The sequence below is a fragment of the Ruegeria sp. AN11 genome (assembly GCF_056536005.1).
Genome location: NZ_JBQFJD010000001.1, coordinates 530,846 through 556,728 on the forward strand (window position 1 = coordinate 530,846; position 25,883 = coordinate 556,728).

The 25,883-nt window shown below is 58.8% G+C and carries 24 protein-coding genes; 16 read left to right on the forward strand and 8 right to left on the reverse strand.

Annotated features, from left to right (window positions below; translation table 11 throughout):
• Positions 1-25 precede the first annotated feature (25 nt).
• Together ACR3EQ_RS02630 and ACR3EQ_RS02635 are read left to right on the forward strand one after the other, a co-directional pair.
• Complete coding sequence (locus ACR3EQ_RS02630; protein WP_170616471.1) at positions 26-1,474, forward strand: TrkH family potassium uptake protein; 1,449 nt, start codon at positions 26-28, stop codon at positions 1,472-1,474.
• The gene (locus ACR3EQ_RS02635) at positions 1,474-3,048 is read left to right on the forward strand and encodes a thiamine pyrophosphate-binding protein (protein ID WP_170619754.1); all 1,575 of its coding nucleotides are present in this window, start codon (positions 1,474-1,476) and stop codon (positions 3,046-3,048) included. The genes ACR3EQ_RS02630 and ACR3EQ_RS02635 overlap by 1 nt, the downstream gene beginning before the upstream one ends.
• A gap of 65 nt (positions 3,049-3,113) precedes the next feature.
• On the opposite strand, the gene ACR3EQ_RS02640 is transcribed toward ACR3EQ_RS02635, so the two are convergent.
• On the reverse strand, positions 3,114-4,853 hold the full coding sequence (locus ACR3EQ_RS02640; RefSeq protein ID WP_170616467.1) for a serine protease: 1,740 nt from the start codon (positions 4,851-4,853) through the stop codon (positions 3,114-3,116).
• 205 nt (positions 4,854-5,058) lie between these two features.
• Between ACR3EQ_RS02640 and ACR3EQ_RS02645 the strand changes: the two genes are divergently transcribed.
• A complete protein-coding gene (locus tag ACR3EQ_RS02645; protein ID WP_170616465.1) occupies positions 5,059-5,988 on the forward strand; it encodes a glycine--tRNA ligase subunit alpha in 930 nt (309 codons plus the stop codon).
• A gap of 8 nt (positions 5,989-5,996) precedes the next feature.
• On the opposite strand, the gene ACR3EQ_RS02650 is transcribed toward ACR3EQ_RS02645, so the two are convergent.
• Positions 5,997-6,629 carry a MarC family protein gene (locus ACR3EQ_RS02650; protein ID WP_170616463.1) on the reverse strand — a complete coding sequence of 211 codons (633 nt, stop codon included), beginning with the start codon at positions 6,627-6,629 and terminating at the stop codon, positions 5,997-5,999.
• Between the two features lie 71 nt (positions 6,630-6,700).
• On the opposite strand from ACR3EQ_RS02650, the gene ACR3EQ_RS02655 reads away from it, so the two are divergent.
• From ACR3EQ_RS02655 to glmM, 8 genes are all read left to right on the forward strand, one after another.
• The gene (locus ACR3EQ_RS02655; protein ID WP_170616461.1) at positions 6,701-7,246 is read left to right on the forward strand and encodes a DUF6446 family protein; all 546 of its coding nucleotides are present in this window, start codon (positions 6,701-6,703) and stop codon (positions 7,244-7,246) included.
• A 10-nt stretch (positions 7,247-7,256) separates the two neighbouring features.
• On the forward strand, positions 7,257-8,468 hold the full coding sequence (gene gltS, locus ACR3EQ_RS02660; protein ID WP_480441938.1) for a sodium/glutamate symporter: 1,212 nt from the start codon (positions 7,257-7,259) through the stop codon (positions 8,466-8,468).
• 9 nt (positions 8,469-8,477) lie between these two features.
• Positions 8,478-10,697 (forward strand): glycine--tRNA ligase subunit beta, encoded by a 2,220-nt coding sequence (gene glyS, locus ACR3EQ_RS02665; protein WP_170616457.1) that lies wholly within the window; start codon positions 8,478-8,480, stop codon positions 10,695-10,697.
• Between the two features lie 43 nt (positions 10,698-10,740).
• A complete protein-coding gene (locus tag ACR3EQ_RS02670) occupies positions 10,741-13,302 on the forward strand; it encodes a pyruvate, phosphate dikinase (protein WP_170616455.1) in 2,562 nt (853 codons plus the stop codon).
• Positions 13,303-13,488: 186 nt separating this feature from the next.
• Entirely contained in the window at positions 13,489-14,130 is a 642-nt protein-coding gene (locus ACR3EQ_RS02675; RefSeq protein WP_170619755.1) for a cell wall hydrolase, read from the forward strand.
• A gap of 196 nt (positions 14,131-14,326) precedes the next feature.
• On the forward strand, positions 14,327-15,247 hold the full coding sequence (locus ACR3EQ_RS02680; RefSeq protein WP_480489674.1) for a dihydroneopterin aldolase: 921 nt from the start codon (positions 14,327-14,329) through the stop codon (positions 15,245-15,247).
• Positions 15,244-16,242 (forward strand): dihydropteroate synthase, encoded by a 999-nt coding sequence (folP, locus tag ACR3EQ_RS02685; RefSeq protein ID WP_170619756.1) that lies wholly within the window; start codon positions 15,244-15,246, stop codon positions 16,240-16,242. The genes ACR3EQ_RS02680 and folP overlap by 4 nt, the downstream gene beginning before the upstream one ends.
• A 36-nt stretch (positions 16,243-16,278) precedes the next feature.
• Complete coding sequence (gene glmM, locus ACR3EQ_RS02690) at positions 16,279-17,622, forward strand: phosphoglucosamine mutase (RefSeq protein WP_170616447.1); 1,344 nt, start codon at positions 16,279-16,281, stop codon at positions 17,620-17,622.
• Here glmM and ACR3EQ_RS02695 read toward each other — a convergent pair.
• On the reverse strand, positions 17,619-18,521 hold the full coding sequence (locus ACR3EQ_RS02695; RefSeq protein ID WP_170616445.1) for a DMT family transporter: 903 nt from the start codon (positions 18,519-18,521) through the stop codon (positions 17,619-17,621). The genes glmM and ACR3EQ_RS02695 overlap by 4 nt on opposite strands.
• A 79-nt stretch (positions 18,522-18,600) precedes the next feature.
• On the opposite strand from ACR3EQ_RS02695, the gene ACR3EQ_RS02700 reads away from it, so the two are divergent.
• On the forward strand, positions 18,601-18,915 hold the full coding sequence (locus tag ACR3EQ_RS02700; protein WP_170616443.1) for a metalloregulator ArsR/SmtB family transcription factor: 315 nt from the start codon (positions 18,601-18,603) through the stop codon (positions 18,913-18,915).
• The gene (locus ACR3EQ_RS02705; protein WP_170616441.1) at positions 18,908-19,363 is read left to right on the forward strand and encodes an SRPBCC domain-containing protein; all 456 of its coding nucleotides are present in this window, start codon (positions 18,908-18,910) and stop codon (positions 19,361-19,363) included. Before ACR3EQ_RS02700 ends, ACR3EQ_RS02705 begins: the two co-directional genes overlap by 8 nt.
• Before the next feature lie 45 nt (positions 19,364-19,408).
• On the opposite strand, the gene ilvC is transcribed toward ACR3EQ_RS02705, so the two are convergent.
• Entirely contained in the window at positions 19,409-20,431 is a 1,023-nt protein-coding gene (ilvC, locus tag ACR3EQ_RS02710; protein WP_170616439.1) for a ketol-acid reductoisomerase, read from the reverse strand.
• Positions 20,432-20,562: 131 nt separating this feature from the next.
• Here ilvC and ACR3EQ_RS02715 point away from each other — a divergent pair, with 131 nt between their 5' ends.
• A complete protein-coding gene (locus ACR3EQ_RS02715; protein ID WP_170616437.1) occupies positions 20,563-21,018 on the forward strand; it encodes an Lrp/AsnC family transcriptional regulator in 456 nt (151 codons plus the stop codon).
• Positions 21,015-21,473 (forward strand): Lrp/AsnC family transcriptional regulator, encoded by a 459-nt coding sequence (locus ACR3EQ_RS02720; RefSeq protein ID WP_170616435.1) that lies wholly within the window; start codon positions 21,015-21,017, stop codon positions 21,471-21,473. The genes ACR3EQ_RS02715 and ACR3EQ_RS02720 overlap by 4 nt, the downstream gene beginning before the upstream one ends.
• 1 nt (position 21,474) lies before the next feature.
• On the opposite strand, the gene ACR3EQ_RS02725 is transcribed toward ACR3EQ_RS02720, so the two are convergent.
• Positions 21,475-22,176, reverse strand: a complete 702-nt coding sequence (locus ACR3EQ_RS02725) for a GntR family transcriptional regulator (protein WP_170616433.1) — start codon at positions 22,174-22,176, stop codon at positions 21,475-21,477.
• A 234-nt stretch (positions 22,177-22,410) separates the two neighbouring features.
• Here ACR3EQ_RS02725 and ACR3EQ_RS02730 point away from each other — a divergent pair, with 234 nt between their 5' ends.
• Positions 22,411-23,538 carry an aminotransferase class V-fold PLP-dependent enzyme gene (locus tag ACR3EQ_RS02730; protein ID WP_480489675.1) on the forward strand — a complete coding sequence of 376 codons (1,128 nt, stop codon included), beginning with the start codon at positions 22,411-22,413 and terminating at the stop codon, positions 23,536-23,538.
• A gap of 15 nt (positions 23,539-23,553) precedes the next feature.
• Here the strand turns inward: ACR3EQ_RS02730 and ACR3EQ_RS02735 are convergent, their stop codons facing one another.
• The 3 genes from ACR3EQ_RS02735 to ACR3EQ_RS02745 all read right to left on the reverse strand — a co-directional run bounded on the left by ACR3EQ_RS02735 (position 23,554) and on the right by ACR3EQ_RS02745 (position 25,805).
• Positions 23,554-24,750, reverse strand: a complete 1,197-nt coding sequence (locus ACR3EQ_RS02735) for a UbiH/UbiF family hydroxylase (protein WP_170616429.1) — start codon at positions 24,748-24,750, stop codon at positions 23,554-23,556.
• A 74-nt stretch (positions 24,751-24,824) separates the two neighbouring features.
• Positions 24,825-25,073 (reverse strand): hypothetical protein, encoded by a 249-nt coding sequence (locus ACR3EQ_RS02740; RefSeq protein WP_170616427.1) that lies wholly within the window; start codon positions 25,071-25,073, stop codon positions 24,825-24,827.
• A gap of 87 nt (positions 25,074-25,160) precedes the next feature.
• On the reverse strand, positions 25,161-25,805 hold the full coding sequence (locus tag ACR3EQ_RS02745; protein ID WP_170616425.1) for a pyrimidine 5'-nucleotidase: 645 nt from the start codon (positions 25,803-25,805) through the stop codon (positions 25,161-25,163).
• Between the last annotated feature and the right edge of the window lie 78 nt (positions 25,806-25,883).

Consider the following 25,883-nt stretch of genomic DNA (forward strand, 5'->3'; position numbering starts at 1 on the left):
TGCAGGCGCGCCAACGCTGCGCCTCATGACGGATATGCGCCCGGTTGGATATGTGATTGGCCTGTTGGTCGCCATTCTAGGGGCGACCATGCTGCTGCCGTTGCTTGCTGACCTGATCGAAGGGCGGGGCGAATGGAATGTGTTTCTGGAAAGCGCCGTCATTACCGTTATGACCGGCGTGGTCCTGGCCATGAGCTGTTCGAACGGTGTGGGCGAGGGGCTGACAATCCGCCAGACCTTTCTGCTGACAACCGGCGTGTGGGTTGCCCTGCCGGTGTTTGGCGCCATTCCGTTCATGTTCGGCGAAACCGAACTGCGTTTCGTTGACGCCTATTTCGAGGCAATGTCCGGCCTGACAACGACAGGGTCCACGGTTCTATCGGGTCTGGACGGCATGCCCACTGGATTGCTGCTGTGGCGCGGAATCCTGCAATGGTTGGGCGGGATCGGAATCATCGTGGTTGCGATGGTGTTCCTGCCCGAACTGCGCGTCGGGGGGATGCAGATCTTCCGCTCGGAAGGCTTTGAGACCATGGGAAAGATTCTGCCGCGCGCGCAAGAGATCGCCGGGCAGATTTCCATGATCTATGTTGTACTGACTCTGATTTGTGCCCTGGTCTATGCAGCCTTCGGGATGAGTTTTTTCGACGCCGCCGTGCATTCGATGACGACCATCGCGACCGGAGGATTTGCCAACTATGACAGCTCATTCGCCGTATTCTCGGGTCCGACGGAGTATGCCGCTGCCGTTTTCATGATTCTGGCTGCACTGCCATTCGTGCGGTATGTGCAACTGGCCAATGGCAACACCGGTTCGCTTTGGCAAGACAGCCAGATTCGCGCCTTTCTGGCGACCATTGCGGTGTTGGTCGTTGTCATGACCGTCTTTCTGACGACCGTGTTCCCGCACCATTGGGAAAGAGCCTTGCGGGAATCGCTGTTCAACATAACCTCGATCATTTCCGGCACGGGCTATGCCAGCGTCGACTACATGGGTTGGGGCAATTTTCCGATTATGCTGTTCTTTCTGATCGGTCTGATCGGTGGCTGCGCTGGTTCTACGGCCTGTTCGATCAAGGTATTCCGGTATCAGCTTTTGTTCGCGTCGATCAAAACCCAGATCAGCCGCATTCGTTCGCCACACGGCGTGTTCACACCGCAATACGACGGCCGCCCCATCAGCCGAGATGTTTTGACCTCGGTCATGAGCTTCTTCATGTTCTTCGTGCTGACGATGGGTGTCCTGTCCTGGGCGCTGGCTCTGACCGGGTTGGATTTCATTACATCCGTGTCCGGTGCTGCAACCGCACTTGCCAATGTCGGACCGGGCCTCGGCAATCAGATCGGACCGGCCGGCAATTTCGCGGGGTTGAGCGATACGGCGAAATGGCTGCTGATCACGGGTATGCTGGTCGGTCGGCTTGAACTGCTGGCGGTTTACGCGATCTTCACCGTTCAATTCTGGAGAAGTTGATGAAAAGAACCCTTGGTGCGCAAATCTCACATATGCTCAGGGATCGTGGCGTAGATGTGATCTTTGGCATTCCGGGCGTACATAATCAGGAAATGTATCGCGGTATCGAAGAAGCGGGCATCAAGCACGTGCTGGCGCGGCACGAGCAGGGGGCGGGCTTTATGGCCGACGGATATGCTCGTGCTACCGGGAAACCGGGCGTGGCTTATGTGATTTCCGGACCAGGGTTGTGCAATATCATGACGCCGATGGGGCAGGCTTATTCCGATTCCGTCCCGATGCTGGTCCTGTCCTCCTGTCTGGATGAGGTAAATGCCCAGCGGGGCCAGTTGCATCAAATGAAGGATCAGCGCGCCGCCGCGGAAACCGTGGCGGACTGGTCCTGCCTGGCTAACACCGCCGACGCGGCCTTTGGCCTGGTCGAACGCGCGTTCGAAGAGTTTGAGTTGAAGCGCCCCCGCCCCAAACACATTCAGGTGCCGATCGCACAGCTTGAGGCTGAGGCTGACCCGGCGCCGTTCCCGAATCAGCCCGGGCTCAGAACAAAAGTGCTGCCACCTGATATCGCGCCGGTCCTGTCGATGCTGAATATCTCGCGCCGCCCCCTGTTCATTCTGGGCGGAGGGGCGCATTCAAATCTGTGGCGGCAGATATTGACGCAACTGGGGGCGGCATGCTTCACAACTTTTGCGGGGCGGGGCATGGCTGGCACCGGTTACGCTCTGGATTTCGGGGCGATGCTGACACGACCGGGCAGCGCCGATGTGATTGCGTCAGCGGATCTGGTTGTCGCCGTTGGGGCGGAACTGGGGGAAGTAGATCTCTGGCGCGACAAACTTGGGCACACATCGCAACTGATCCGCGTCGATCTGGACCCCGAGGTTCTGTCAGACCGGCATCGTGCAGCGATCAAGCTGCAGGCGGATGGTGAAAGCTTTGCGAAAACGCTTTGGGCGGTGTTGGATAAGGTGAAACCGGCAACTGGTTGGACTGCCGAGGAGGTGGCCAGCGCCCGTACCAAGTGGCGGGCCGAAATCGACGCCGAACGCCCCGGGATCGCCGCAGCGATTGATGTGATGCGCGCGGCTTTGCCTGCAGACACGATGATTTACTCGGATATGACGCAGTTTGCCTATGTCGCAAAGGAACTCTGGGACATGGCCTATCCGTATCACTGGCATCACCCGACCGGGTTCGGCACGTTGGGATATGCGTTGCCTGCGGGCATTGGCGGCGCGATTGCCCGACGCGGCAAGCCCACGGCCGTGATCGCCGGGGACTATGGGTTCCAGTACACGATGCAGGAATTGGGCGTGGCGGTCGAACTGGGTTTGTCCCTGCCAATCATTCTGTGGGACAATGGCAAGCTGAAGGAAATTGAAGACAGCATGGTGCGCAGCCAGATTGCGCCGAATGCCGTTGAGGCTCGCAATCCAGATTTCTGCAAGCTGGCCGAAGCATTTGGCGCGTTGTCGTCCCAACCCAACTCGGGGGTCGGCCTGCAATCCGCCATCCGTGCGGCGTTTGATGTGCCGGTACCCACGCTGATCCGCGTCACACCGGACATATTCTGAAGCTTCGGAAAACAGGTATGGCGCCGCCTGGTCTGGCGACGCCATTAGTGGAACCTAACGGTTTCTTAGTCCCAGCAGTGAACCAGAACAGTCATTCCGGTTGCGCGGCGGTTCAACTCGTTTGGTGAAATTTCACCGACCGCCTGCCCAGGCTGACCTGCAACACCGGCTTTATCCAGGACTGTACGCAGTCGATCAACCGAGGCGGCAAGACTGACCGAGTCGGGCAGGGTGCGACCGTCAGAGCTTTTAGGCAGAAGCATCCCGACCACGTTTCCGCTGTCGTCGAACACCGGACCGCCTGCATCGCCGGGCTGTGCGACCAGTGTAAGACGTTTTATTCCATCTTCGCCATTCAGGCCCCGCACATCGGCGACTTGACCGAAAGTCAGTGTTGGTGCACCCAATGCGCCCAGATAGGAAAAGCCAGATACGGCCACTTCGGATCGGATACGAGGCTCATCTGCGCTAAATTCGGCCACGCTCATGGGGGCAAGTGCCCGGCTTGGGCGCAACACGGCCACGCCTAGATCGGCATCGTCCCACGCCACTTGAACCTCCTGATCGTCGTCCAGGGTCATACGGGTGCAGTTGTTTGCCACTTCCGAAACCGTCAGAACCGTACCGTTGGCAGCGGCGAAGAAGCCCGAGCGGGACAAGCGCGGTTTACGCACCTGCAAGCCTGAAACCAGGTCGATCCGCTGTTCCGCATCCGCGCCGGCACCGGCGTCAAGGACCGCATCCCTTGTGGTAAAGCTGGCGTTGATGGAGGCCAGTACGCGTGCGCGGCGCGCCTCGTCCCCTTCCGGCCAGACCAGGGTGAAGCCCTTGATCTTGCCATCCTTCAATGCGGCCTGCGTGTAGGATACAATCCCTTTCCCGCGGCCTTCCAGCGTGAAGCGATCGCCCCGCAGGGTGCGCGGGCCGTTCAGCGGAACAATTTCCAACGACTGCATCACCTCGTACAAAGCGCGCAACGTCGCCTTGTCACCTTCCTGGCTGATCAACAGCACCTGTGCATTCAAATCTGCGGTCGCATTGAAATGCGCAAACGGTGCTTCGTAGCGGTCAAAGGTCACAACACCCAGCGGTAAGTCCAGTTCAATACCGGCCTGCGGGTCTGCGTAACGCTTCATGCCAACGCTGATCAGCGGTGCATTGTAGCCGTCCATCAAGGCCTTGCGCTGCTGCGTCGTCAGAACGCCGGTGGTTTCAAACCCATTGAAGCGCTGCCATTCGGCCATGGAACGGCGTGTACCCTGACCAAAAGCCCCGTCAATCGTCGAGTCATAGAACCCCTCTGCCTGCAATGCTGACTGCAGGTCTTTGCGTTCCTGCGCGGTCAGCAGGCGTTCACCCTGCAGAGCTTGCGATCGGGTTTCATCGGCATCTTGCGGAACCGCTGCAGCTTGCGGCTGTTCTGTTTGCGCCTGGGTTTGAACCGGCGGCGTTACCGCGCCCCGATCCAGAACGTTCGCACCAACTGGCCAGAATTGCGGCCCCAGTGCGTTCGAAAAGGCAATGAAACTGTCCGACGGGATTTGACCCTCAGCCCGGTAAACCTGCAGAACCTGATCCGCATCTGATCGTAAATAGGGTCCTATTACAATGGCATACCAGCCGCTGTTAAGGCGAAACCCATTCACGTCGGGCAGGGTATTTGCATAGATCTGCGCCCGATCCTGCGCCGCCTGCAAGGTCGGTTGTGCCTCGATCTGGACCCAGACACCCGTATCCTGTTGCGCAAAAACGGCGCGCACACCCAGTAGAAAAAGAAATGCAATTGAAGTGAATATGCGTGCCATTGTCCGCCTGTGTTTCGCAGAGTTTTTTCAGCCCGGAGAATACGCCAAATCAGCCTCGGAACGCCATGGCCAGATTAAGGGGAATTTCCAGTGTGGCCGCACAGAGACATGACGAGCCCACTGGCCCGTTGACGCCCCCGGACCCCTTGCATAGGAAGGGCAAAACCGACCGGAAACGGATGCTGCGGCGTCCAGGGGAAATGTCATGACCGAACCGTCCAGCGCTCCACGTTCATTTCAGGAGATCATCCTGAGGCTTCAGACCTACTGGGCCACCAAAGGATGCGCCATTCTGCAGCCCTATGACATGGAAGTTGGAGCTGGCACGTTTCATCCTGCCACGACGCTCCGCTCGCTGGGGTCCAAACCCTGGGCTGCGGCCTATGTGCAGCCCTCGCGCCGTCCCACTGATGGTCGCTATGGCGAAAACCCGAACCGGTTGCAGCACTATTATCAGTATCAGGTGCTGATCAAACCGAGCCCGCCCGATCTGCAGGAGTTGTATCTGGGCAGCCTCGAGGCGATCGGCATCGACATGGAATTGCACGACATCCGATTTGTCGAAGATGACTGGGAAAGCCCAACTCTGGGCGCATGGGGTCTTGGCTGGGAAGTCTGGTGCGACGGGATGGAAGTCAGCCAGTTCACCTATTTCCAGCAGGTCGGCGGACATGATTGCGCGCCGGTCTCGGGTGAACTGACCTATGGGCTCGAGCGTCTGGCGATGTATGTGCTGGGCATCGATCACGTGATGGATATGCCGTTCAACGACCCGCAATCGCCCAGCCCTTTAACCTATGGCGACATCTTCAAACAGACCGAAGAGGAATACGCCCGCTGGAACTTCGATGTGGCCAATACCGAGGTATTGCTGCGTCAATTCGAAGAGGCCGAGGCAGAATGCGCCGCCATTCTGGCGCAGGAACATGACGATCCCAAGACCGGGAAGCGTATCATCATGGCGCACCCCGCTTATGACCAATGCATCAAGGCCTCGCACATCTTCAACCTGCTTGATGCCCGTGGCGTGATCTCGGTAACGGAGCGTCAGGCGTATATCGGGCGTGTGCGGGCGCTGGCCAAACAATGTGCGGATGCGTTTGTTCTGACCGGGGCCGCCGGTCACGCGGGCTGATGGGCAGGTCAGGCCAAACCGGGAAGCAATGCCTTCAGGCCATCCGCGATCATGCCGATTGCGATGGCCGACAGGATCATGCCCATGAACCGGCTCATGATCACGCGCGCGTTGTCAGACAGCCGCTTTGCCAGGGCCGTGGCGTTCCAGAACGTGATCAGAAGCAACAGCACGACCGCAAGAAAAACACATGTGTACACAATGGCTTCGGTCGGGCTTTTGATACGATGAGCATACAGGATCAGGGTTGTAATCGTTCCGGGACCAACGAGAATGGGAAATGCAAGCGGGTAAAAAGCGACCGCTTCAAGCGTCGCATAGGATTGCTTTTCATCCTGCGTGCCGTGGTGCGAACTGCTTTCGTTACCATTCAGCATGTTCAGCCCGAACATCAGAACAACAAGGCCCCCGGCAACGCGCAGGTCGTCGACGCTGATTCCAAAAAGACCCAAAACCTGACTGCCGATGACGGCAAACCCTCCACCCAGGATAAGGCAATAGACAGCAGTCTTGATCGCAACTTTTCGCTGGTCGGCGACGGACAGGCTCTGAGTCACGCTCAGGAACACCGGCAGGTTGGTGACTGGGTTCATGATCGCGAAAAGCGCGCCAAAAAAGCCGATGGCAAGGGTCGTTTCCATTCAGGGTGCCTCGATCAGTTCTGCAATCTGCGCGAGGTTGTCCTATTTTCAACGATGAATGAAGGGGCAGCATGAGCGAAAAAAGAAAAAGTTCGGCCGGAAAGGTCATTGTTGTCATTCTGTTGCTGTGCACGGCCATCGCGGGCATCAGCATGTATTACTTGCAGATTTACGGGTTCTACTATGATGTCGAAGCGAAACCGGGCAAGGATGTCGTTCTGACAGAAGTCGAAACGAACCAGCCGGTTGCCATCAGTTACAGCGCATTTCAGGCGATTGACGCGGATAGTTCTCCGATCCGCTATCGGGCTTGTTTCGAAACAGAACTGACATTGGACGAATTGTCCGCTGCCTTCATGCCTGCTGACGATCCCGAACCGCTAACCGCGCCCAGCTGGTTTGGCTGTTATGATGCCGTGGCCGTCGCCGACGCGCTGAAGGCCGGACATGCGCGGGCGTACATAGCCATCAAAAACGTCCATTTCGGGGTCGATCGCATTGTGGCCGTGACCGATGGCGGGCAGGGCTATGTCTGGCACAGGCTGAACAATTGCGGCGAGAAGGCTTATGACGGGACAGTTGTGGGCGAAGAATGTCCGCCGCGGCCACAGGAGTAAGAGGTTCATTTTGGTTGATACGGTCCAGATCCCCGATTTCCTGACAGCGACGCTGGGATTTGCGGTTTACCTGATCGGTGCCGAGATCAACGCCCGGGTCGCAACTCTGCGTCAGTTCAACATCCCCGAACCGGTAACAGGGGGGCTGCTGGCATCGCTCGTTGTGTTGCTGCTGTATTTGGTGGCGGGTCTTGAACTGTCCTTTGGTTTGGCGGCGCGGGACTTCCTTCTGGTGCTGTTCTTTGCCGGGATCGGATTGAATGCCCGATTGTCGGATCTGATTGCAGGCGGCAAGCCTTTGTTTTTGCTTCTTGTCCTAACTCTGATCACAATTGTCGCGCAAAACGCCATTGGCGCGGCTGGGGCTGTCGTGTTCGGCTACCCTATGCAATCCGGAGTATTGTTTGGCTCTGCGGCGCTGATCGGCGGTCACGGTACTGCAATCGCATGGGCCCCGGAAGTGGGCCGGGCCACCGGTCTGGAAGGCGCGACCGAACTTGGGGTGGCCGTGGCCACGCTGGGTCTTGTTTTAGCTGCGCTTGTTGGTGGCCCCGTCGCTCGGTTTCTGATCGAAGGGCGCAAGCTTAGCCCGGATCGGCCGGAAGAAGAGCATACCGTCGGTCTGCCGGACAATCCGGATGAAGCGAGCGCCGGAATAGATCACCTGACGGTGATGCGCGTTTTGCTTCATCTGAATCTGGCCATCATTCTTGGTTACGCACTCAGCGAAGTCATCACGGCAGCCGGGCTCAAACTGCCATTGTTCGTGCCCTGCCTGATCATGGGCATCGTGATCGCCAACGTCCGATCGGCCATCGCGCCCTCAGCCCCTCCGGTTGCGCGAACGCCGTCGCTGGCGCTGATCTCCGAGTTCGCGTTGGGTGCCTTTTTGGCCATGTCACTGATGAGCCTGCAATTGTGGACCATTGCGGAGCTTGGAATTGCCATCGCCGCAATCATGACCGCGCAAACCCTGTTTGCGGTGGTATTCGTTATCTGGGTGCTGTTTCCGATTATGGGTTCGAATTACCGCGCTGCGGTGCTGGCTGCCGGGTTCGGAGGTTTTGCGCTGGGTGCCACTCCGACCGCCATCGCAAATATGACCGCCGTGACCAAGCGATATGGGCCGTCGCCTATTGCCTTTATCGTGCTGCCCCTTGTATCCGCATTCTTTGTGGATATCGCCAACGCCATCGTCATCCAGACGATCGTGAATTTCTAAGGACCGAAAATGCCCGACCTGCTGATCGAACTGTTTTCCGAGGAAATCCCCGCACGCATGCAGCGCCGTGCGGGTGAGGATCTGAAAAAGAAGGTGACAGATGGTCTGGTCGAGGCCGGTCTGACGTATGCCGGGGCCGCAGCAATGACAACTCCGCGCCGTCTGACACTGGCGGTCGAGGGGCTGCTGGCCGAAAGCCCCACTATCCGGGAAGAGCGTAAAGGCCCGAAGGTCGGCGCGCCGGACAAAGCCATCGAAGGGTTCCTGCGCGGCGCGGGCCTGACCCGCGATCAGTTGGAAGAACGCGAGACACCCAAGGGCGAGGTGTATTTCGCAACCATCGAAAAGTCAGGTCGCCCGGCTGCCGATATCGTGTCCGAGGTGCTTGACGCCACGATCCGCAATTTCCCTTGGCCCAAATCAATGCGCTGGGGCAGTGGCCCGATGCGCTGGGTACGCCCTTTGCATTCGATCCTGTGCATCCTGACCGACGAGGCCGGTGCGCAGGTGGTTCCGCTTGAGGTCGAGGGGATCACCGCCGGTGACAGAACCGCCGGTCATCGCTTCATGGCGCCGGATCGTTTCTCGGTTTCGTCTTTCGAGGACTATTCGGCCAAGTTGAAGCGAGCCTTTGTTGTATTGTCTCCCGAGGTGCGCGCCGAACATATCTGGAATGACGCCCAGAACCTTGCTTTCGCTGCCGGTCTTGAAGTGGTCGAGGATAACGGGCTGCTGGCCGAGGTCGCCGGGCTGGTCGAATGGCCGGTCGTTCTGATGGGCAAGATTGACAGTGAATTCCTGGATTTGCCACCCGAGGTTCTGCAAACCTCGATGAAGGAACACCAGAAGTTCTTTTCGGTCCGCAATCCCAAAACGGGTCGGATCGAACAGTTCATTACCGTTGCAAACCGTGAAACCGCTGACAACGGGGCAACCATTCTGGCCGGGAACCAGAAGGTTCTGTCGGCGCGCCTGGCAGACGCCAAGTTTTTCTGGGAGAACGACCTGCGCGTTGCCAAATCGGACATCACCCAATGGACCCGCGCGCTGGAGAATGTGACCTTCCACAACAAGCTGGGCACGCAAGCCGAACGGATCGACCGCATCGCAGCGCTGGCCCGCGAACTGGCCCCGGTGGCGGGGGCGGATGCGGATCAGGCCGAGAAAGCCGCGCGTCTGGCCAAGGCCGATCTGAATTCCGAGATGGTCTACGAATTCCCCGAACTTCAGGGGCTTATGGGCCGCTACTACGTCGCGGCCGCAGGCGAAGACGCGACCGTGGCCGCCGTGGCACAGGAGCACTACTCGCCGCTGGGTCCGTCGGATGACGTGCCGACCGCGCCGCTGTCGGTGACCGTAGCGCTTGCCGACAAGCTGGACACACTGACCGGGTTTTGGGCGATTGATGAGAAACCGACGGGGTCCAAAGACCCTTATGCACTGCGTCGTGCGGCGTTGGGCGTTATTCGGCTGGTGCTGGATAACAATCTGCGTGTTCGGATGGACCGTTTCTTCGACAGCCAATTGGTTCGAGCGGAAAGTGCTATCAACGACGCGCTGCCGGAAGCGAATACACGCGTTCTATTGGAAAAAATCGCCGAGCACGGCGTATTTGGTGCGGCCTTTCAGACAGTCAAAGAAGGGCTTGAAGGATCACCAGCGGCGGCGTTTCTTGAGCTGGAGAAAAAGGTTCCAGACGCATCTGACGACCTCCTCTCCTTCTTCCATGACCGCCTCAAAGTCTTCCTGCGTGACGAGGGTATCCGCCACGACATCATCGACGCCTGTATCGCGATGGACGGCAATGACGACCTCAACCTGCTGGTCAAACGCGCCCGCGCGCTGAATGCGGTGATTGCGACCGAGGATGGAGAGAACCTCGTGCAGGGGTTCAAACGCGCCAACAACATCCTGACACAGGCCGAGGAGAAGGATGGCGTCGAATACTCCTATGGCGCCGACATAAAATTTGCGGAGACCGACAGCGAAAGGGCGCTGTTTGCTGCCCTGGATCAGGCGCAGGCCGAAATCGAACCTGCGCTGAAGGCCGAGGACTTTCCAAAGGCGATGGCTACCATGGCCGCGTTGCGCGGCCCGGTCGATGCGTTCTTTGACGAGGTTCAGGTGAATACCGACAATGATATTCTCCGCCGCAACCGTCTGAACCTGCTCAGCCAGATCCGCCGGGTTTGTCTGGGTGTCGCCGACCTGAGCAAGATCGAAGGCTGACCCAGAACTCACTTGCGCCAACAGTGTTTGCGCTTATGCTGCGGTGAAATCAAAAGGTGCCGCAGTGCAGAATAACCCGCATACAACGCTGATCACATCCGACGCGCCCGTCGCCGCCCATACCCATGGCGGCCGGGCGAAATGCCTGCAACGTCTGGTCCGGCTTGACCTGCCGGTCCCGCGCACGGTCGCCTTGTCATTCGATGCGGTCCACCGGATCGCCGAAGGTCATATCCCCGACATCGCCGCCATTCTAGAACAGTTCGAACCGACTGCATTGCTGTGTGTGCGTCCCAGCTCCGAGGACCCCGACTGGGGCGGGCCGGGCGCGGTTCTGAACATCGGCATGAACGACGCCCGCTATGTTGACCTGTCCGACAAGATGGGAGCTGAAGCAGCGGCCGCACTGTATCTGCGTTTTGTCCAGAGTTATGCCATCCATGTCGCCCGGCTGGACCCTGACCTGTTTGATGATATCGATCTCACCGGCCGCGAGGGGTTGCGCCAGTCCTTGCGCGCTTACGAAGATGAAGCCGAAGAGGCCTTTCCGCAGGATCGGGGCGAGCAACTAATCGGTGTTCTGCGTTCGATGGCCCGAGCCTGGGATGGCACTTCCGCGCGTTTGCTGCGTCAGGCCAAGGGCGCGCCGGCCGATGCCGGCCTTGGCCTTGTCATTCAGGAAATGATACCGGGCGTCGGGCAGGGGGAATGCGGTTCCGGAGTTCTGCAGCTTGTGGATTCCACGACCGGGCTGCCGCAGATCACGGGCCGTTACCTGAGTCAAAGCCAGGGTCGGGACGCTTTGGGCGAAGACGTGGCGGCGCTGTATCTCGAAAAAGACCCGCGCGGCTTGTCACTCGAAGAGCTGGCCCCCGATGCATTTAACGACCTGAAATCTCATGCCGCGCTGATGCGCGAAAAGCTGCGTGAGGAAATGCAGGTCGAATTCGTTATCGAAAACGGACACGTGCATATTCTGGACGGGGTACGCGTTCAGCGCAGTGCCCGCGCCGCGATGCGGATAGCCGTGCGTCTGGCCGAAGACGGTATTGTGCCGCCGCAGGACGCGGTGATGCGCGTTGATCCGCACTCATTGAACGAGTTGCTGCACCGGCAGGTACACCCCAAGGCAGAGCGGGACATCCTGACCACCGGGATCGCCGCCAGCCCCGGTGCGGCAACAGGCAAGATTGTTTTTACCTCCGCCGAGGCACAGGCCAGCGCCGCGCGGGGCGAGCCTTGCATTCTGGTACGGCGCGAAACAGCGCCCGAGGATGTGCGCGGCATGCATGCCGCAGTGGCCGTGCTGACGGAAAAGGGCGGCATGACCAGCCACGCAGCGGTGATCGGGCGTGGTCTGGGCCTGCCGTGTATCGTTGGCGCTTCGGAGATGCGGTTCCAGACAAAAAAGAAGCTGCTGACCGCTCCGGACGGGCGTGTTTTCCAAACCGGTGACGAACTGACAATTGATGGCAGTTCGGGTCAAGTTCTGGCCGGTCGGCCCGCGATGCTTGAGGCCGCGCTGGACGATTGTTTCCAGACACTGATGGGTTGGGCCGACGCCGAGCGCGATATTGCAATCCGCGCCAACGCAGACACGCCGGCGGACGCACAGACCGCGCGGAATTTCCAAGCCCAGGGCATCGGCTTGTGCCGAACCGAGCATATGTTTTTCGATCCCGGTCGGCTTATTGTCATGCGCGAGATGATATTTGCGCAGACCTCGTCGGGTCGTGCGGCTGTGCTGGAACGTTTGCTGCCGATGCAACGCGAAGATTTCGTGCAGCTTTTCCGGATCATGGAAGGGCAACCTGTCTGCATCCGCCTGTTCGACCCGCCATTGCACGAGTTCCTTCCAACCACTCGTACAGGGCAACGTGAACTGGCCGAAGCACTTGATCTGCCGGTGTCGGATGTCGAGCGGCAGGTCAATGCGATGACTGAATACAACCCGATGCTGGGCCTGCGCGGCGTGCGTCTGGGGGTTACGGTGCCTGAAATCTATGACATGCAGGCGCGGGCCATCTTCGAGGCCACGATCGAAGCCAGTATGGATGGTGCGGCCGTCGTGCCCGAAGTCATGATTCCGCTGGTTTCCGCCAGGCGCGAGGTCGAGCTGGTGAAGTCCCGTATCGACTCCGTGGCTGCGGCCGTCGCCTCGGAAAAGGGGCAGGAATTCGAATACAGACTGGGCGTCATGGTGGAAACACCGCGTGCGTGCCTGCGTGCGGATGAGATCGCGCCACAGACCTCGTTCCTCAGCTTCGGAACAAACGACCTGACCCAGATGACCTATGGGCTGTCACGCGACGACGCGGGAAGGTTCATGTCCGCCTATGTGCGCCAGGGCGTGTTTGTCGAAGATCCGTTTCATGTACTGGACCGCGACGGCGTCGGCGAGCTGCTGAAACTCGGGGCTGAACGCGGGCGTGCCGCGCAGCCGGATGTCACGCTTTCGGTCTGCGGCGAACATGGCGGAAACCCCGAATCAATCTCGATTTGCCGCGATCTGGGTTTTGACTATGTGTCCTGTTCGCCCTTCCGGGTGCCTGTCGCTCGGCTGGCTGCCGCTCAACTGGCGATTTCGTCCAGACTTGGGGGTTGACAAGGGTCGCAAGCCCTAGGAATAGTGGTTTTGGAAGGACCTGTGGTCGAAAAAACTCGACCCCGCAGGCAATTTTCCTCTTGCATTTTTTTCAGATGTAGACCTTTCGCCCTCAGTGCGTTAAGAGCCTGATCGCGCCCGCCGGGGGAGGGTATGGCGCGAGAAGTGCCTGTGCGAGGTTATCTGATGCTACGTTACATAATGGCTGTTGCCACTGTGGCAGCAACCGTGCTGCCGACTGTATCCTTCGCCGAGAAGGAAGAGACTCATTCCGCCAAGGCTGAGCTGGTGACTCGGAGTGAACTGCCGGGTCAGGTTTTTCGTGATTACCTGAAGCTATTTACGCCCCGAAAAGAAGCCAAACCGCTGGACGTATCCTATTCCAAGGAATGGTTGGACCAGCAGCCCAAGGCAACCGGCGATGAGCATTGGAAGTGTCTGGCCGAAGCGCTGTACTTCGAGGCACGCGGCGAAAGCGTCCGTGGTCAGTTTGCGGTGGCCGAGGTTATCTTGAACCGGGTTGAAAGCAGCCGCTTTCCGGATGATCTGTGCGGTGTCATCCAGCAGGGAACGGGCAAGAAGTACCAGTGTCAGTTCACCTACACCTGCGATGGCCGCAAAGAGGTCATTCACGAAAAGAAAGCCTATGAGCGTGTCGCTAAAGTTGCCCGCACGTCCATTGATGGGATTGCAGATCAACTGACCGAAGGGGCAACGCATTATCACACCAAAGCCGTACGCCCGTCTTGGTCGCGGGTGTACAAGGAAACCGCCCGGATCGGTGTGCACATCTTCTATCGTCACAATTACCGTACCGCGAGCAACTGACCTGCTTCCGATTGGTGACTAAGCACCGCGAATGCTGAACCGGCATTCGCACGCTCGGGTTTCGCAAGTTCTCGCCGGTGCAAATGGCCCAAGTGGCGTTTTAGGCGGTTGGAATGGCGTTTGTATGAATGTTATAGGCCTGCGCACCGCCTATGATAGGCAACCTGCACTGCCCGAGCCCGAAAAGGCCATACCCATGAGTTCTGAAATCCGCCTTGCCTTTGCGCACCCGTCCGAACGCTCGGAAGCGACAGCGTCCCGGGGTCCTCTGGACCGTATTTCACTGCGCGATCATATCGTCGAAGTGGAAATCGGCGCATTTCAGGCCGAGCGGGGAACAACGCAGCGCATCTGTTTCAACATCGTGGTCGAAGTGCGCCCGATCAGCGATCCGATTGATGATGATGTAGACCGTATATTGTCCTACGACCGCGTCACAGAAGCCATTGCATTTGAACTGGCTGCTGAGCGGTTGAACCTTCTGGAAACTTTGGCCGACCGGATCGCCGAGCGTATCTTGCTTGAACCTCAGGCTGTAAGAGCTTTTGTCAGAATAGAAAAGCTGGACCGGGGTCCAGGTGCTTTGGGCGTCGAGATCGTTCGCGGCAAGGACACGGCCCATCATGACCTGATTGAAGAAGAGCGGCCGCATCCACGTCTGGTTTATTTGTCGAACGAGGCGATGCAGTCGAAAAATCTGACCGGATGGATCGATCAGCTTGAAAGCCGTCAGCGCCCTCTGATCCTGTGTGTCGGGGCATCGGACCTGACTGTTCCAAAAACCGGTCATGCAATGACACAACGTCGGATCGACCTGCTGGCCATTGAACAAAATGCATGGGTATTGGCGGCGCGCGATCACCGGTGCGTGGTGATGTCAACGCGGACAGAGCTGGATTGGGCCATGAAGAACGGCCAGATTTGTGTCTGGGCGCCGTCCAAGATCGTTCTGGATGCGGTGGATGGCCCGTCAGCGGCGCCGTCCGATTCGGTTGCGTTGGCAGCTTGGTTCGCGGCAACATTCGAAGCCAGCGAGATGTTGGTCATAGGCGGCGATCTTCCAGAGGCTCCCAAAACTCCCCTGCGGGCGGTGCCGGTGGATCAGGCCAAACTGTGACCGGGTATTTTCGTCCTCTTGTACAGCACGGACCGACGCGCCCGGCCCACGCGGTGTCGTTGGCTGGGCAGGATTTGTGGTTCACCCATGCGGAAAAACTGACACGCGACGGCGACCCGGTTTTGGTCGCCGTGAACGACATCCCGGAAGAAGTGATCAGCCGCCTGACCCGTAAAAGGGCGGCAGTTGCAGGTCTGGACATGGCGGTCCCGCAGATCATGGGCATTTTGAACGCAACGCCCGACAGCTTCTCGGACGGAGGTCTGCACAATTCGGTCGAAGCCGCTGTGTCTGCGGCCAAATCCATGGTCACGCATGGCGCCAGCATTCTGGACATCGGTGGGGAATCCACCCGCCCGGGTGCCCCATATGTTCCGGAAGCTGAAGAGATCGAGCGGACGCGCCCGCTGATTTCCGCGATCTGCGCGGAAACGGATGCTTTGGTTTCAATCGATACGCGCAAGGCCAGCGTCGCCGAAGCCGCCTGGGCAGCCGGGGCTGGACTGATCAACGACGTTTCAGGGTTTACCTTTGATCCGGATCTGGCCCCGTTTTGTGCCCGGGTCGCTGCCCCGGTCTGCCTCATGCACATGCAGGGTGATCCCGCGACGATGCAGGATGACCCGCAATATGATGACGTCCTGCTGGATGTATACGATTTCCTCAATGGACAGATCGAACACCTTGAGGGCCTTGGCCTGAACCGGGACCAGATCATTGCCGATCCGGGCATTGGGTTCGGCAAAACCGAGGCTCATAACTTGACCCTGTTGCGGAACCTCAGCCTGTTTCACGGGTTGGGTTGCCCGATCCTGTTGGGCGTGTCGCGCAAGGGATTCATCGGTCAGATCGGCAAGGAACCGCGCAAGGATGCGCGTGCGCCAGGATCAATTGCTGTTGCGTTGGCCGGATTGTCGCAAGGTGTGCAGATCATTCGGGTCCATGATGTGGCCGAGACGGCTCAGGCCTTGCGCTTGTGGACTGCCGTCCGGTAATCCGGTCCCAAGGCTGGAATTTTGGAGAAAACACCGATGCGCAAATTGTTCGGAACCGACGGGGTGCGGGGCACTGCCAACACGCATCCGATGACGGCGGAAATGGCTTTGCGCATTGGTGCGGCAGTCGGGCGATATTTCCGGCGCGACGCCTCCGGCGTGCACCGCGTGGTCATCGGCAAGGATACGCGCCTTTCGGGCTATATGCTGGAAAACGCGCTGACGGCAGGTTTGACTTCGACCGGTATGAACGTGTTGCTGCTGGGCCCGGTGCCAACGCCTGCGGTGGGTCTGATGACCCGGTCGATGCGCGCTGATCTGGGTGTGATGATTTCTGCCAGCCACAACCCGGCTGAAGACAATGGGATCAAGTTTTTTGGCCCCGACGGCTTCAAGCTGTCGGATCAGGCAGAAATGGATATCGAAGACCTGATTGAACAAGGCGTCCACCCCGCCAAGGCCCAGAATATTGGCAGGGCGCGTCGCGTGGATGATGCGCGGTTCCGCTATGGCGAGCGTGTGAAATCCTCGTTGCCACGTGAATTGCGGCTCGATGGTCTGAAAGTTGTGATCGACTGCGCCAATGGCGCTGCGCACCGCACCGCCCCGGAGGTTCTGTGGGAGTTGGGTGCCGAGGTCATTCCGATTGGCATCGCGCCCAACGGCAAGAACATCAACCTCAACTGCGGGTCGACCAAACCGCAAATGGCGGCGGAAACCGTGGTTGCCCACGGTGCCGATGTAGGGATTTGCCTGGACGGTGACGCTGACCGGGTCGTGATTGTCGATGAACAGGGGCAGGTTGCCGATGGCGATCAGTTGATGGCGCTGCTCGCCAGCAGCTGGGCCCGTGCTGATCGGCTGACCGGCGGGGCGTTGGTGGCAACGGTCATGTCCAACCTCGGGCTCGAGCGGCACCTGGCTGCGCGGGGGCTGCGACTAGAACGCACTGCGGTAGGCGACCGCTATGTTGTCGAACGCATGCGCGAAGGCGGGTTCAATCTGGGCGGCGAGCAGTCGGGTCATATCGTGATGACAGACTACGCAACCACCGGGGACGGGCTGATGGCAGGGCTGCATTTCCTGGCGGAAATGGTTCGGGCTGGCCGCAGCGCCTCTGAGATCTCGCAGCAGTTTGAGAAAGTTCCGCAATTGCTGAAAAACGTCCGCTACGAAGTTGGCCAACATCCCCTGGAAGCTCAGAACGTCAAGACGGCGATTGCCGATGCCGAAGCGCGATTGAACGGACAAGGGCGTTTGTTGATTCGCATGTCCGGGACTGAGCCGCTGATCCGTGTCATGGCCGAATGCGAAGATGATACCCTGTTGAATCAAGTCGTTGACGGCATCGTCTCCGAGGTCGAGGCGGCGGCTGGCTAGCGTCTGAAAAGCAGTTTCTGCAGGCTGAACCATTGGCTGATGGCCAGCCCCGTCAGGATCATTGCCAGCGCCAGATAGAACCGGAAAGGCAGCGCCTCGGACAGGATCCAGGCGCCAAACACCATTGACCAGATTGGAACCTGATAGTTCACCAGGGTCAGGAAAACGGATCCGGCGCTGCGAATGATGGAAACCCGCAGGAGCGTTGCAAAGGCAGTGGGGAACAGGCCCAGCACGATGATGGCAAGACCGGGCCGGGTGCCTTCCCAACGGGGAATACCTTCGTAAACCAACATGATCGGCAGCAACAGCACAGCACCGACCACAAGCGTCAAGGCGGCCAGGACAACCGGATCAACGGGCGGGCAGCGGCGGGTGAAGATCGAGGCCAGGGCGTAGGACAATGCCGCACCGACGCAGGCCAGTTGAGCCAAGGGTTCAGCCCCCGACCCCAATTGTGCAAGACCTGGCCCGATCAGTATCAGCGCACCGGTGAACCCAAGGGTTACGCCGAACAGTCTGCGCGCGTTCATCGGTTCATCGGAAAAGAAATGGGCAAGCGGCAAAACCATCAACGGGATTGCGGCCATGGAAAGCCCGGCAAAGGCTGACGGAACAAATTGCTGTCCCCAGCTTAGCAGGACAAAGGGCAGGGCCGTCGACAGGATGCCGATGATTATGATCGACCACCAGAGTGCCGGGTTGCCAGTGGGAATTTTTCGGCCCGTCGCCGCCATCATCAACAGCAAAGTCAGTGCACCCAGTGTCGTTCGGGCGGTTGCCACGGTGATCGGGCCGTAGCCTTCCAGGGCCATGGCAACGACCATGAAAGTGCCGCCCCAGATCAGGCCAAGCGTTACAACGCCGCTCCAGTCGCGTGAATTGGGGCTCTCTACCATGGCTTCCCCTTATCTTGCGCATCCGGGGATGTCACGCCGCCATATTTGACAGTCGGTAAGCTTTCACTTACGGTAAGTGATGGCTAACCAATATGTATTCTCTGCTTTAAGTGATCCCACCCGGCGACAATTGTTCGAAGCGATTGCAATCAAGCCGCAGGCAGTTGGGGATTTGGCTGAAAACATGCCTGTCAGTCGTCCTGCCGTGTCCCAGCATCTTCGGGTTCTAACCGATGCGGGCCTCGTGGTGTGCCGTGCCGAAGGGACCCGGCGGATATATGCTGCCCGCCCCGAGGGGCTTGCCGAGTTGCGGGATTGGCTGGATCGGTATTGGTCCGAAGTGCTGGAAAGTTATGCGGCCGAATTTAACGAAAGCGGACAGAACAATGACTGATCCCATCGTCAAAACGGTGATTGTAAATGCGACGCGTGAACAGGCATTTGATGTTTTTGTGAACCGGATTGCAAAATGGTGGCCGCTGCATGGCCATGCCGTGTCCGCCGCACACGGTAAACCGGCACTTGCTGTCTCGATCGAGCCGTTTGTAGGTGGCGCGATTTACGAAACAATGTTTGACGGCACACGTTCGGACTGGGGAGAGGTTCTGTTGTTTGCGCCCGGGCAAAAGGTGGCGTTTACCTGGCATCCCGGAACAGACGAAAAGCGTTCCACCCTGGTGACAGTCGAATTCGAAGACCACGAGCTGGGGCAAACAAAGGTAGTCCTTACCCATTCCGGCTGGCAGGCCTGGGCAACAGAAGCACCGGACAAACGCGGCAGTTACGACGGTGGCTGGGATTACGTTCTGGGCGAGTGCTATCGAAATGCGGTTGCAAACTGAAAAGGGCGGCCACCGGGGCCGCCCTTGTGCTGACAGAAGTCAGGCTCAGTTCTTTTCCTGATCGACCAGTTTGCCGGCCGAGATCCAAGGCATCATGTCGCGCAGTTTCTTACCGACCTGCTCGATCTGATGTTCATCGTTGTGACGGCGGGCCGCTTTGATGGTCGGTTGGCCAACAGCGTTTTCCAGCATGAAATCACGCACGAACTTACCGGTCTGGATATCCGACAGAGTCTCTTTCATCGCCTTCTTGGTCTGCTCATAGGGCAGGATCCGCGGGCCGGTGACATATTGGCCATACTCGGCGGTGTTCGAGATCGAGTAATCCATGTTCGCGATGCCGCCTTCATAGATCAGGTCAACGATCAGCTTGGTTTCGTGCAGACACTCGAAATAAGCCATTTCCGGTGCATAACCTGCCTCGACCAGAGTCTCAAAGCCGCAGCGGATCAGTTCGACGATGCCGCCGCACAGAACGGCCTGCTCGCCGAACAGGTCGGTTTCGCACTCTTCGCGGAAGTTGGTCTCGATGATGCCCGAGCGGCCGCCACCGATGGCCGAGCAATAGGACAGACCGATTTCCAGCGCCTTGCCGGTGGCGTCGTTGTTCACGGCGACCAGACAGGGCACGCCGCCGCCTTTGACATATTCGCCACGCACGGTGTGTCCGGGGCCCTTGGGGGCCATCATGATGACGTCGACGCCTTCTTTCGGCTCGATCAGGCCAAAGTGAACGTTCAGACCATGGGCAAAGGCAATGGCCGCGCCGGGCTTGATATTGTCATGCACATATTTCTTGTAGGTTTCGGCCTGCAGCTCGTCGGGCATGGTGAACATGATGACGTCGCACCATGCGGCGGCTTCGGCAATGCCCATCACCTGCAGACCTTCGGCTTCGGCTTTCTTGGCCGAGGGCGAGCCTTCGCGCAGGGCAATGACCAGGTTCTTGGCACCCGAGTCGCGCAGGTTCAGCGCGTGTGCGTGTCCCTGGCTGCCATAGCCCAGGATAGCCACTTTCTTGTCTTTGATCAGGTTGATGTCGCAATCGCGATCGTAATAGACACGCATTTTGCCGGTCCTTTCAGTTTCGATTGCGGTGGTTCTATCTGCCCGTCGGCGCAATGGCGATAGTAATGGGGTTGAGTATTTGAAAAAAAGATGAAGAATAATTCGCAAAACATCTATATTGTGAAAAAATCATGCTTGACGATACTGACCGTCGCATCCTGCGTCATTTCCAGGCCGATCCGAGCCTGACCACAGCCGAACTCGCCGAGCGGTGCAGGATCAGTGCAGGGGTGTGCTGGCGGCGGATTGAAAAGATGCAGGCCGCAGGAATCATTCAGGGGCAGGAGGCCGTGATCGACTGGGTCGCGCTTGGGTATGCGGTTGAGGTTTCGCTGCGGATTACGCTGGACAAGACACAGCCACGTGCCTTTGACGAGTTCACCGCAGCTGCGCGCAAAGTGGCCGAAGTGATCGAGATTCAGACCTTCCTTGGGCGGGTCGACGTGCGCTTGTCCGTTTTGGCGCGGGATATGTCCCACTACCAGCAAGTATATCGTGACCGCATTCTGACGTTGCCGCACATCGCTGACATCGAAGCGCTGATGCATATTGCCCGGGTGAAACGGGACGAGGTGCTGCCGGTATGACGGAACTGGACGAAACCGACCGCAAGATATTGCGTGCGTTGGCGCAAGACGCGGCGCAAAGCGCGGGCGCGCTGGGGCGACGGTTTGGCCTTTCGCAACCGGCAACCTGGCGGCGTATCCGCAGGCTTGAGGAGGAAGGTATCATCAAGGGGCGCCGGCTACGGTTGAACGCCGAGGCCTTGGGGTTTGGGGTGACGGTGTTTCTGGGTGTGAAACTGGCGCGCAAAGGGCAGGTCAGCCTTGAGGATTTCGAACGTGCCGTAAGCGCCATTCCCGAGGTTCAGACGGTCGAGCATGTGCTGGGTCTTTATGACTACCGACTTCGGGTCGTCGCGCGGGATCTGTCGGACTTTGAACGCGTCCTGCGGCGGCGCATCATGACATTGCCTGGGGCCGGTGACGTCGAGGCCAACGTGCTGCTGAGTGAAGAGCGTCTTCCGGGCCCGATCGGATAGGTCAGTATTTTGAGCGGATGCAGAAACCCGGGTGATGCGTCATGCGGGCAAACGCCATCGGCTCTCCGTCTTTCCAGGTTGTACGCTCAAGCTGAATCATTGAGGTACCGGTCGTGGTCCCCATGAATTCGGCCAGTCGCCCGTCAGCGGAAACGGCACAGAACGCGATTTCGGCTTCGGTAAAGGGTGCGGTCTTCAGCAACCATTCATGCGGCCCGTTTTGGTTCAGATCGGCGTGTTCCACATCCGGAACGGCCTCGATATTGATCCAGCGTTCTTCTAACTGAAAGGGGCGGTTGTCCGCGTAGTGCATGCAGATGATATGAAGGACACGCGCTTCCGGCGAAACACTCAGTTGCGATGCCAGCCAGCCAGGGCTGGGCACGACGCTTCGTTCGACCAGAGCATACCGATAGGTGGCATTCTGGTTTTCCACTGTCTGGCGCGCTAGCGAAATTTCCAGCTTGGCATGTTTGCTGGGTTCTTTTTTGACCCGTGTCCCGCTTTTCCGCTTTCTTTCGACATAGCCTTGTTCGGCCAGTTCCCGAAGGGCCCGGTTTACGGTCGCGCGGGCGCAATTGAACTCTTCGGCCAGCTGCGTCTCGGTCGGCAGCAAAGATCCCTGCGGCCAGATACGGGCTTCGATCCTTCTTTTGACTTCGTCGCGAACTACCTGAAAACTTATCCGTTTTTGCCCTGTCACCTGCGAAATTACCTTTCTTGTACAAAGTGTATGTATCTGGTCAGAAACACGTCAAAGTGTAAAGTAGGGGTGACCCTAATTGGCGTCATTTGTGCCTTGATCGGGCCGTGCGAGACGCAAAAAACAATCTGAAGAGAAAGGTTCCGTTGCGTCAACATGTGACGTGCGTAAGGTGCTTTACGAAATTCACCAAAAGGTTCAGAACTTCAGGAACCTCTCAGGAAAGGAACAATCATGCCCGCGTTGCTGGACAGTGTTGACCCAAACGGTCTCGAAGAATTCTCGGTGGTATTTACGGACCGATCCCTAAACCACATGTCGGCATCCTTTCAGCAGGTGATGCGCGATATCTCGGATATGTTGAAACAGGTCTATAACGCTGACGGTGTCGCGGTGATCCCTGGGGGCGGAACCTATGCTATGGAGGCCGTTGCCCGCCAGTTTGCACAGAACGCCAATGTTCTGGTGGTTCGCAATGGTTGGTTTTCGTACCGCTGGAGCCAGATCATCGAAACCGGTGGATTGACGGCCTCGGCCACTGTGATGAAAGCGCGCCAGACCGGAAATACCAGCCCGTCGCCCTTTGCACCGGCCCCGATTGACGAGGTCGTGACGACCATTCGTGAACAACGTCCGAATGTCGTGTTCGCGCCGCATGTGGAAACCGCTGCAGGTGTGATTCTGCCTAACGACTATGTGGCGGCCATGGCTGCAGCCGCGCACGAAGTCGGCGCGCTGATGGTATTGGACTGCATCGCTTCGGGGTGCGCCTGGATCGACATGAAGGCAATCGGTGTTGATGTTCTGATTTCCGCGCCACAGAAGGGATGGAGCGCGTCGCCATGCGCCGGTTTGGTCATGTTGTCCGAACAGGCCGAAGCGCGACTTGAGCAAACGACGTCGGACAGTTTTGCTATCGATCTGAAAAAGTGGCGCCAGATAATGCAGGCTTACGAAAATGGCGGTCACGCCTATCACGCCACGATGCCAACGGATGCGCTTCGTGCGTTTCGTGAAACAATGATTGAAACCCGTGATTATGGTTTCGAAAAGCTGCGTGATGCGCAATGGGCGCTGGGGAATGGTGTGCGGGCGATTCTGAAGGACAAGGGAATTGTCTCGGTGGCCGCCGACGGATTTGGCGCGCCCGGTGTTGTCGTCAGTTATACATCGGATCCCGATGTTCAGAACGGCAAGAAATTCGCAGCGCTGGGTATGCAGATCGCGGCGGGCGTGCCGCTGCAATGCGACGAACCTGAAGGGTTCAGCACGTTCCGCCTTGGTCTGTTTGGGCTGGACAAGCTGTATGACGTGGACGGTACCATCCAACGTCTGAAACGGGTTCTGGATCAGGTGATTTGAGCCGGAGACCGGGCCTCAGCGCATGCCGAGGCCCATCTGCATAAGCGTTTTGCGCACCGGCGCCAGTGAATAAAGGGCATTCAGGCTCATTGCGCGGGCGTCACGCAATGGGCGCGCTTCGATCATGGAGGCGCGGTTCAGCAGGTCGATTCCTTTGACACGCAATTCGATCTCGGTGTGGCGCGCTTTGTGGTAGGCCGCCAGCATCTGGGCATCACCCAGCCCGTCCGGTCGCGCCTGCGCCAGATCCAGCAGGCACCGCAGATCCCCCAGCGACATGTTCAGACCTTGCGCCCCGATCGGCGGAACCACATGTGCGGCCTCGGCCATCAGGGCGAGTCTTTCACCGGACAGATGCTCGGCCGATTGACTGATGATCGGCCAGATCGTGCGACGCGACGCTAACTTGAGCGGTCCGAAGAGTTCGCAGGATCGACGGGTCATGGCTGCCTCGAAATCCGGGGCGTCGAGCTTCATGAGCTCGACCGCACGAGGACCACGTTCCATCCAGACAATCGCAGAGGACGGCTGACCCTGCCAGTCGGGCAATGGAACCAAAGTGAATGGCCCGCCGGACCGGTGGATTTCGGTTGATACGTTTTCGTGCGGGATTGGGTGCGTGACCGCAAAAGCCAGCGCTTTCTGACCATAGCGTGTTGTCCGGACGCCGATACCAGCAGCTTCGCGCATGGGTGAATTGCGCCCGTCTGCCGCGATCACAAGTCGGCAGCGAACCCGGGCGCCGTCACTAAGCCCGACGCGGGCTTCGGCGGTGCGGGTAAACAGACTGGTGGTGCCGGTTCCGGGCCTGAAATCCAAATTGGGCAACTCGGCCAGCCGCGCCACCATTTCCCGGCGCAGCAGCCAGTTGGGAAGGTTCCAGCCGAAAGGCTGGTCGGAAATGTCCGAGGCATCAAAGTCGCGAACGACACGCGGTTCAGGCACGTCACCGCCGGCATCCACGATGCGCATGATCTGCAAAGGGGCGGCGTGCGCATCCAGACGTTGCCACAGCCCGCATTGTTCCAGCAAAACCCGGGCGGGTTGCAGAAACGCCGTTGTTCGAAGATCTGACCCTTCAATGTCGCGCTCGGTCACGGGCGGGGCAGGGTCGACGCAGATTACGTCAAATCCGGCTGCCCCAAAGGCAGCGGCGGCGGTCAGACCGGCGATACCGCCACCTGATATCAGGATGTCACAACTGTCAGTCATCGCGAAATTCTCCGTTGTCCGCAGACCCTAGTGGTGTTGCGGCCCGGGCGCCAAGTGACATCCTGTCCCGGTTCCTAACCCCGCGAAATCAGCAACAGGATCAGGAACATCACCGGCACCATCGCAAGTGCGGGCAGATACAGGCCGGGAAGACCGAACAGAAGGATGGAACATCCCCACATGCTGACGATGGCGGCGGCGGTATAGCCCAGATCCTCGGGCGCGCCGTCTTTCACATCGCGGGCCATCCATCCAAACAAGGGAATGGCAAACAACAGGCGCTGCCACACAGGCAGGCGCGGGGACATTTCGATCGCGCTCATTGGAGATCTCCGTTCTGTTCGTCGCTAAGGCGGATATAGGAACGATGATGCAGGTGCAGAATGAGCAGATCGTCGCAGGTTGCCCTGTCAGACCAGGCGTCCGAGAAACTGGGTCAGATCGTCTGTATGGTGGTGGATATGCTCCGCAGTGTGCGGTTCAGGTGCCACATGGACCGTGCGCATTCCCATCTCGTGCGGGGCTGCCAGATTGCGCGGGTCGTCCTCGAACATCGCGGCCTGTTCGGCGCGAATGCCGTCTCGCGCGAAAATCGCCTCGAACGCGGCTTTTTCCGGTTTTGGGCGGTATCCGGCGTGTTCGACGCCATAGACCGCATCAAACAACCCGCTCAGACCGCGTGCCGCCAGAACGCGTTCCGCATAGGGCGCACTGCCATTGGTATAGACGATGCGGCGACCGGGTAGAGAGCGGATATGGGCGGCCAGTTCCGCGTCCGGATCCATATGACTCATGTCCACCTGATGGACCGCATGCAGATATGGATCAGGGTCCAGGTCGTGCTCGGCCATCAACCCGGCCAGCGTAGTGCCGTACCGGCGCCAGTATTCTGACCGCAAACGATCCGCCTCGGCCTGGTCCACACCCAGAGTGCGCACGACATAATCCGTCATCAGCACCTCGATCTGATCGAACAGGCGCATATGGGGCGGATACAGCGTATTGTCGAGATCGAACACCCACTGGGTGACATGAGCAAATGCAGGTTTGACCATGGTTATGGTTTAGGGTCCGGTGCTGCGGATTTCAATGCTTCACTTGATTGGAAGGCCAAGTGGCGGATAGACATGACC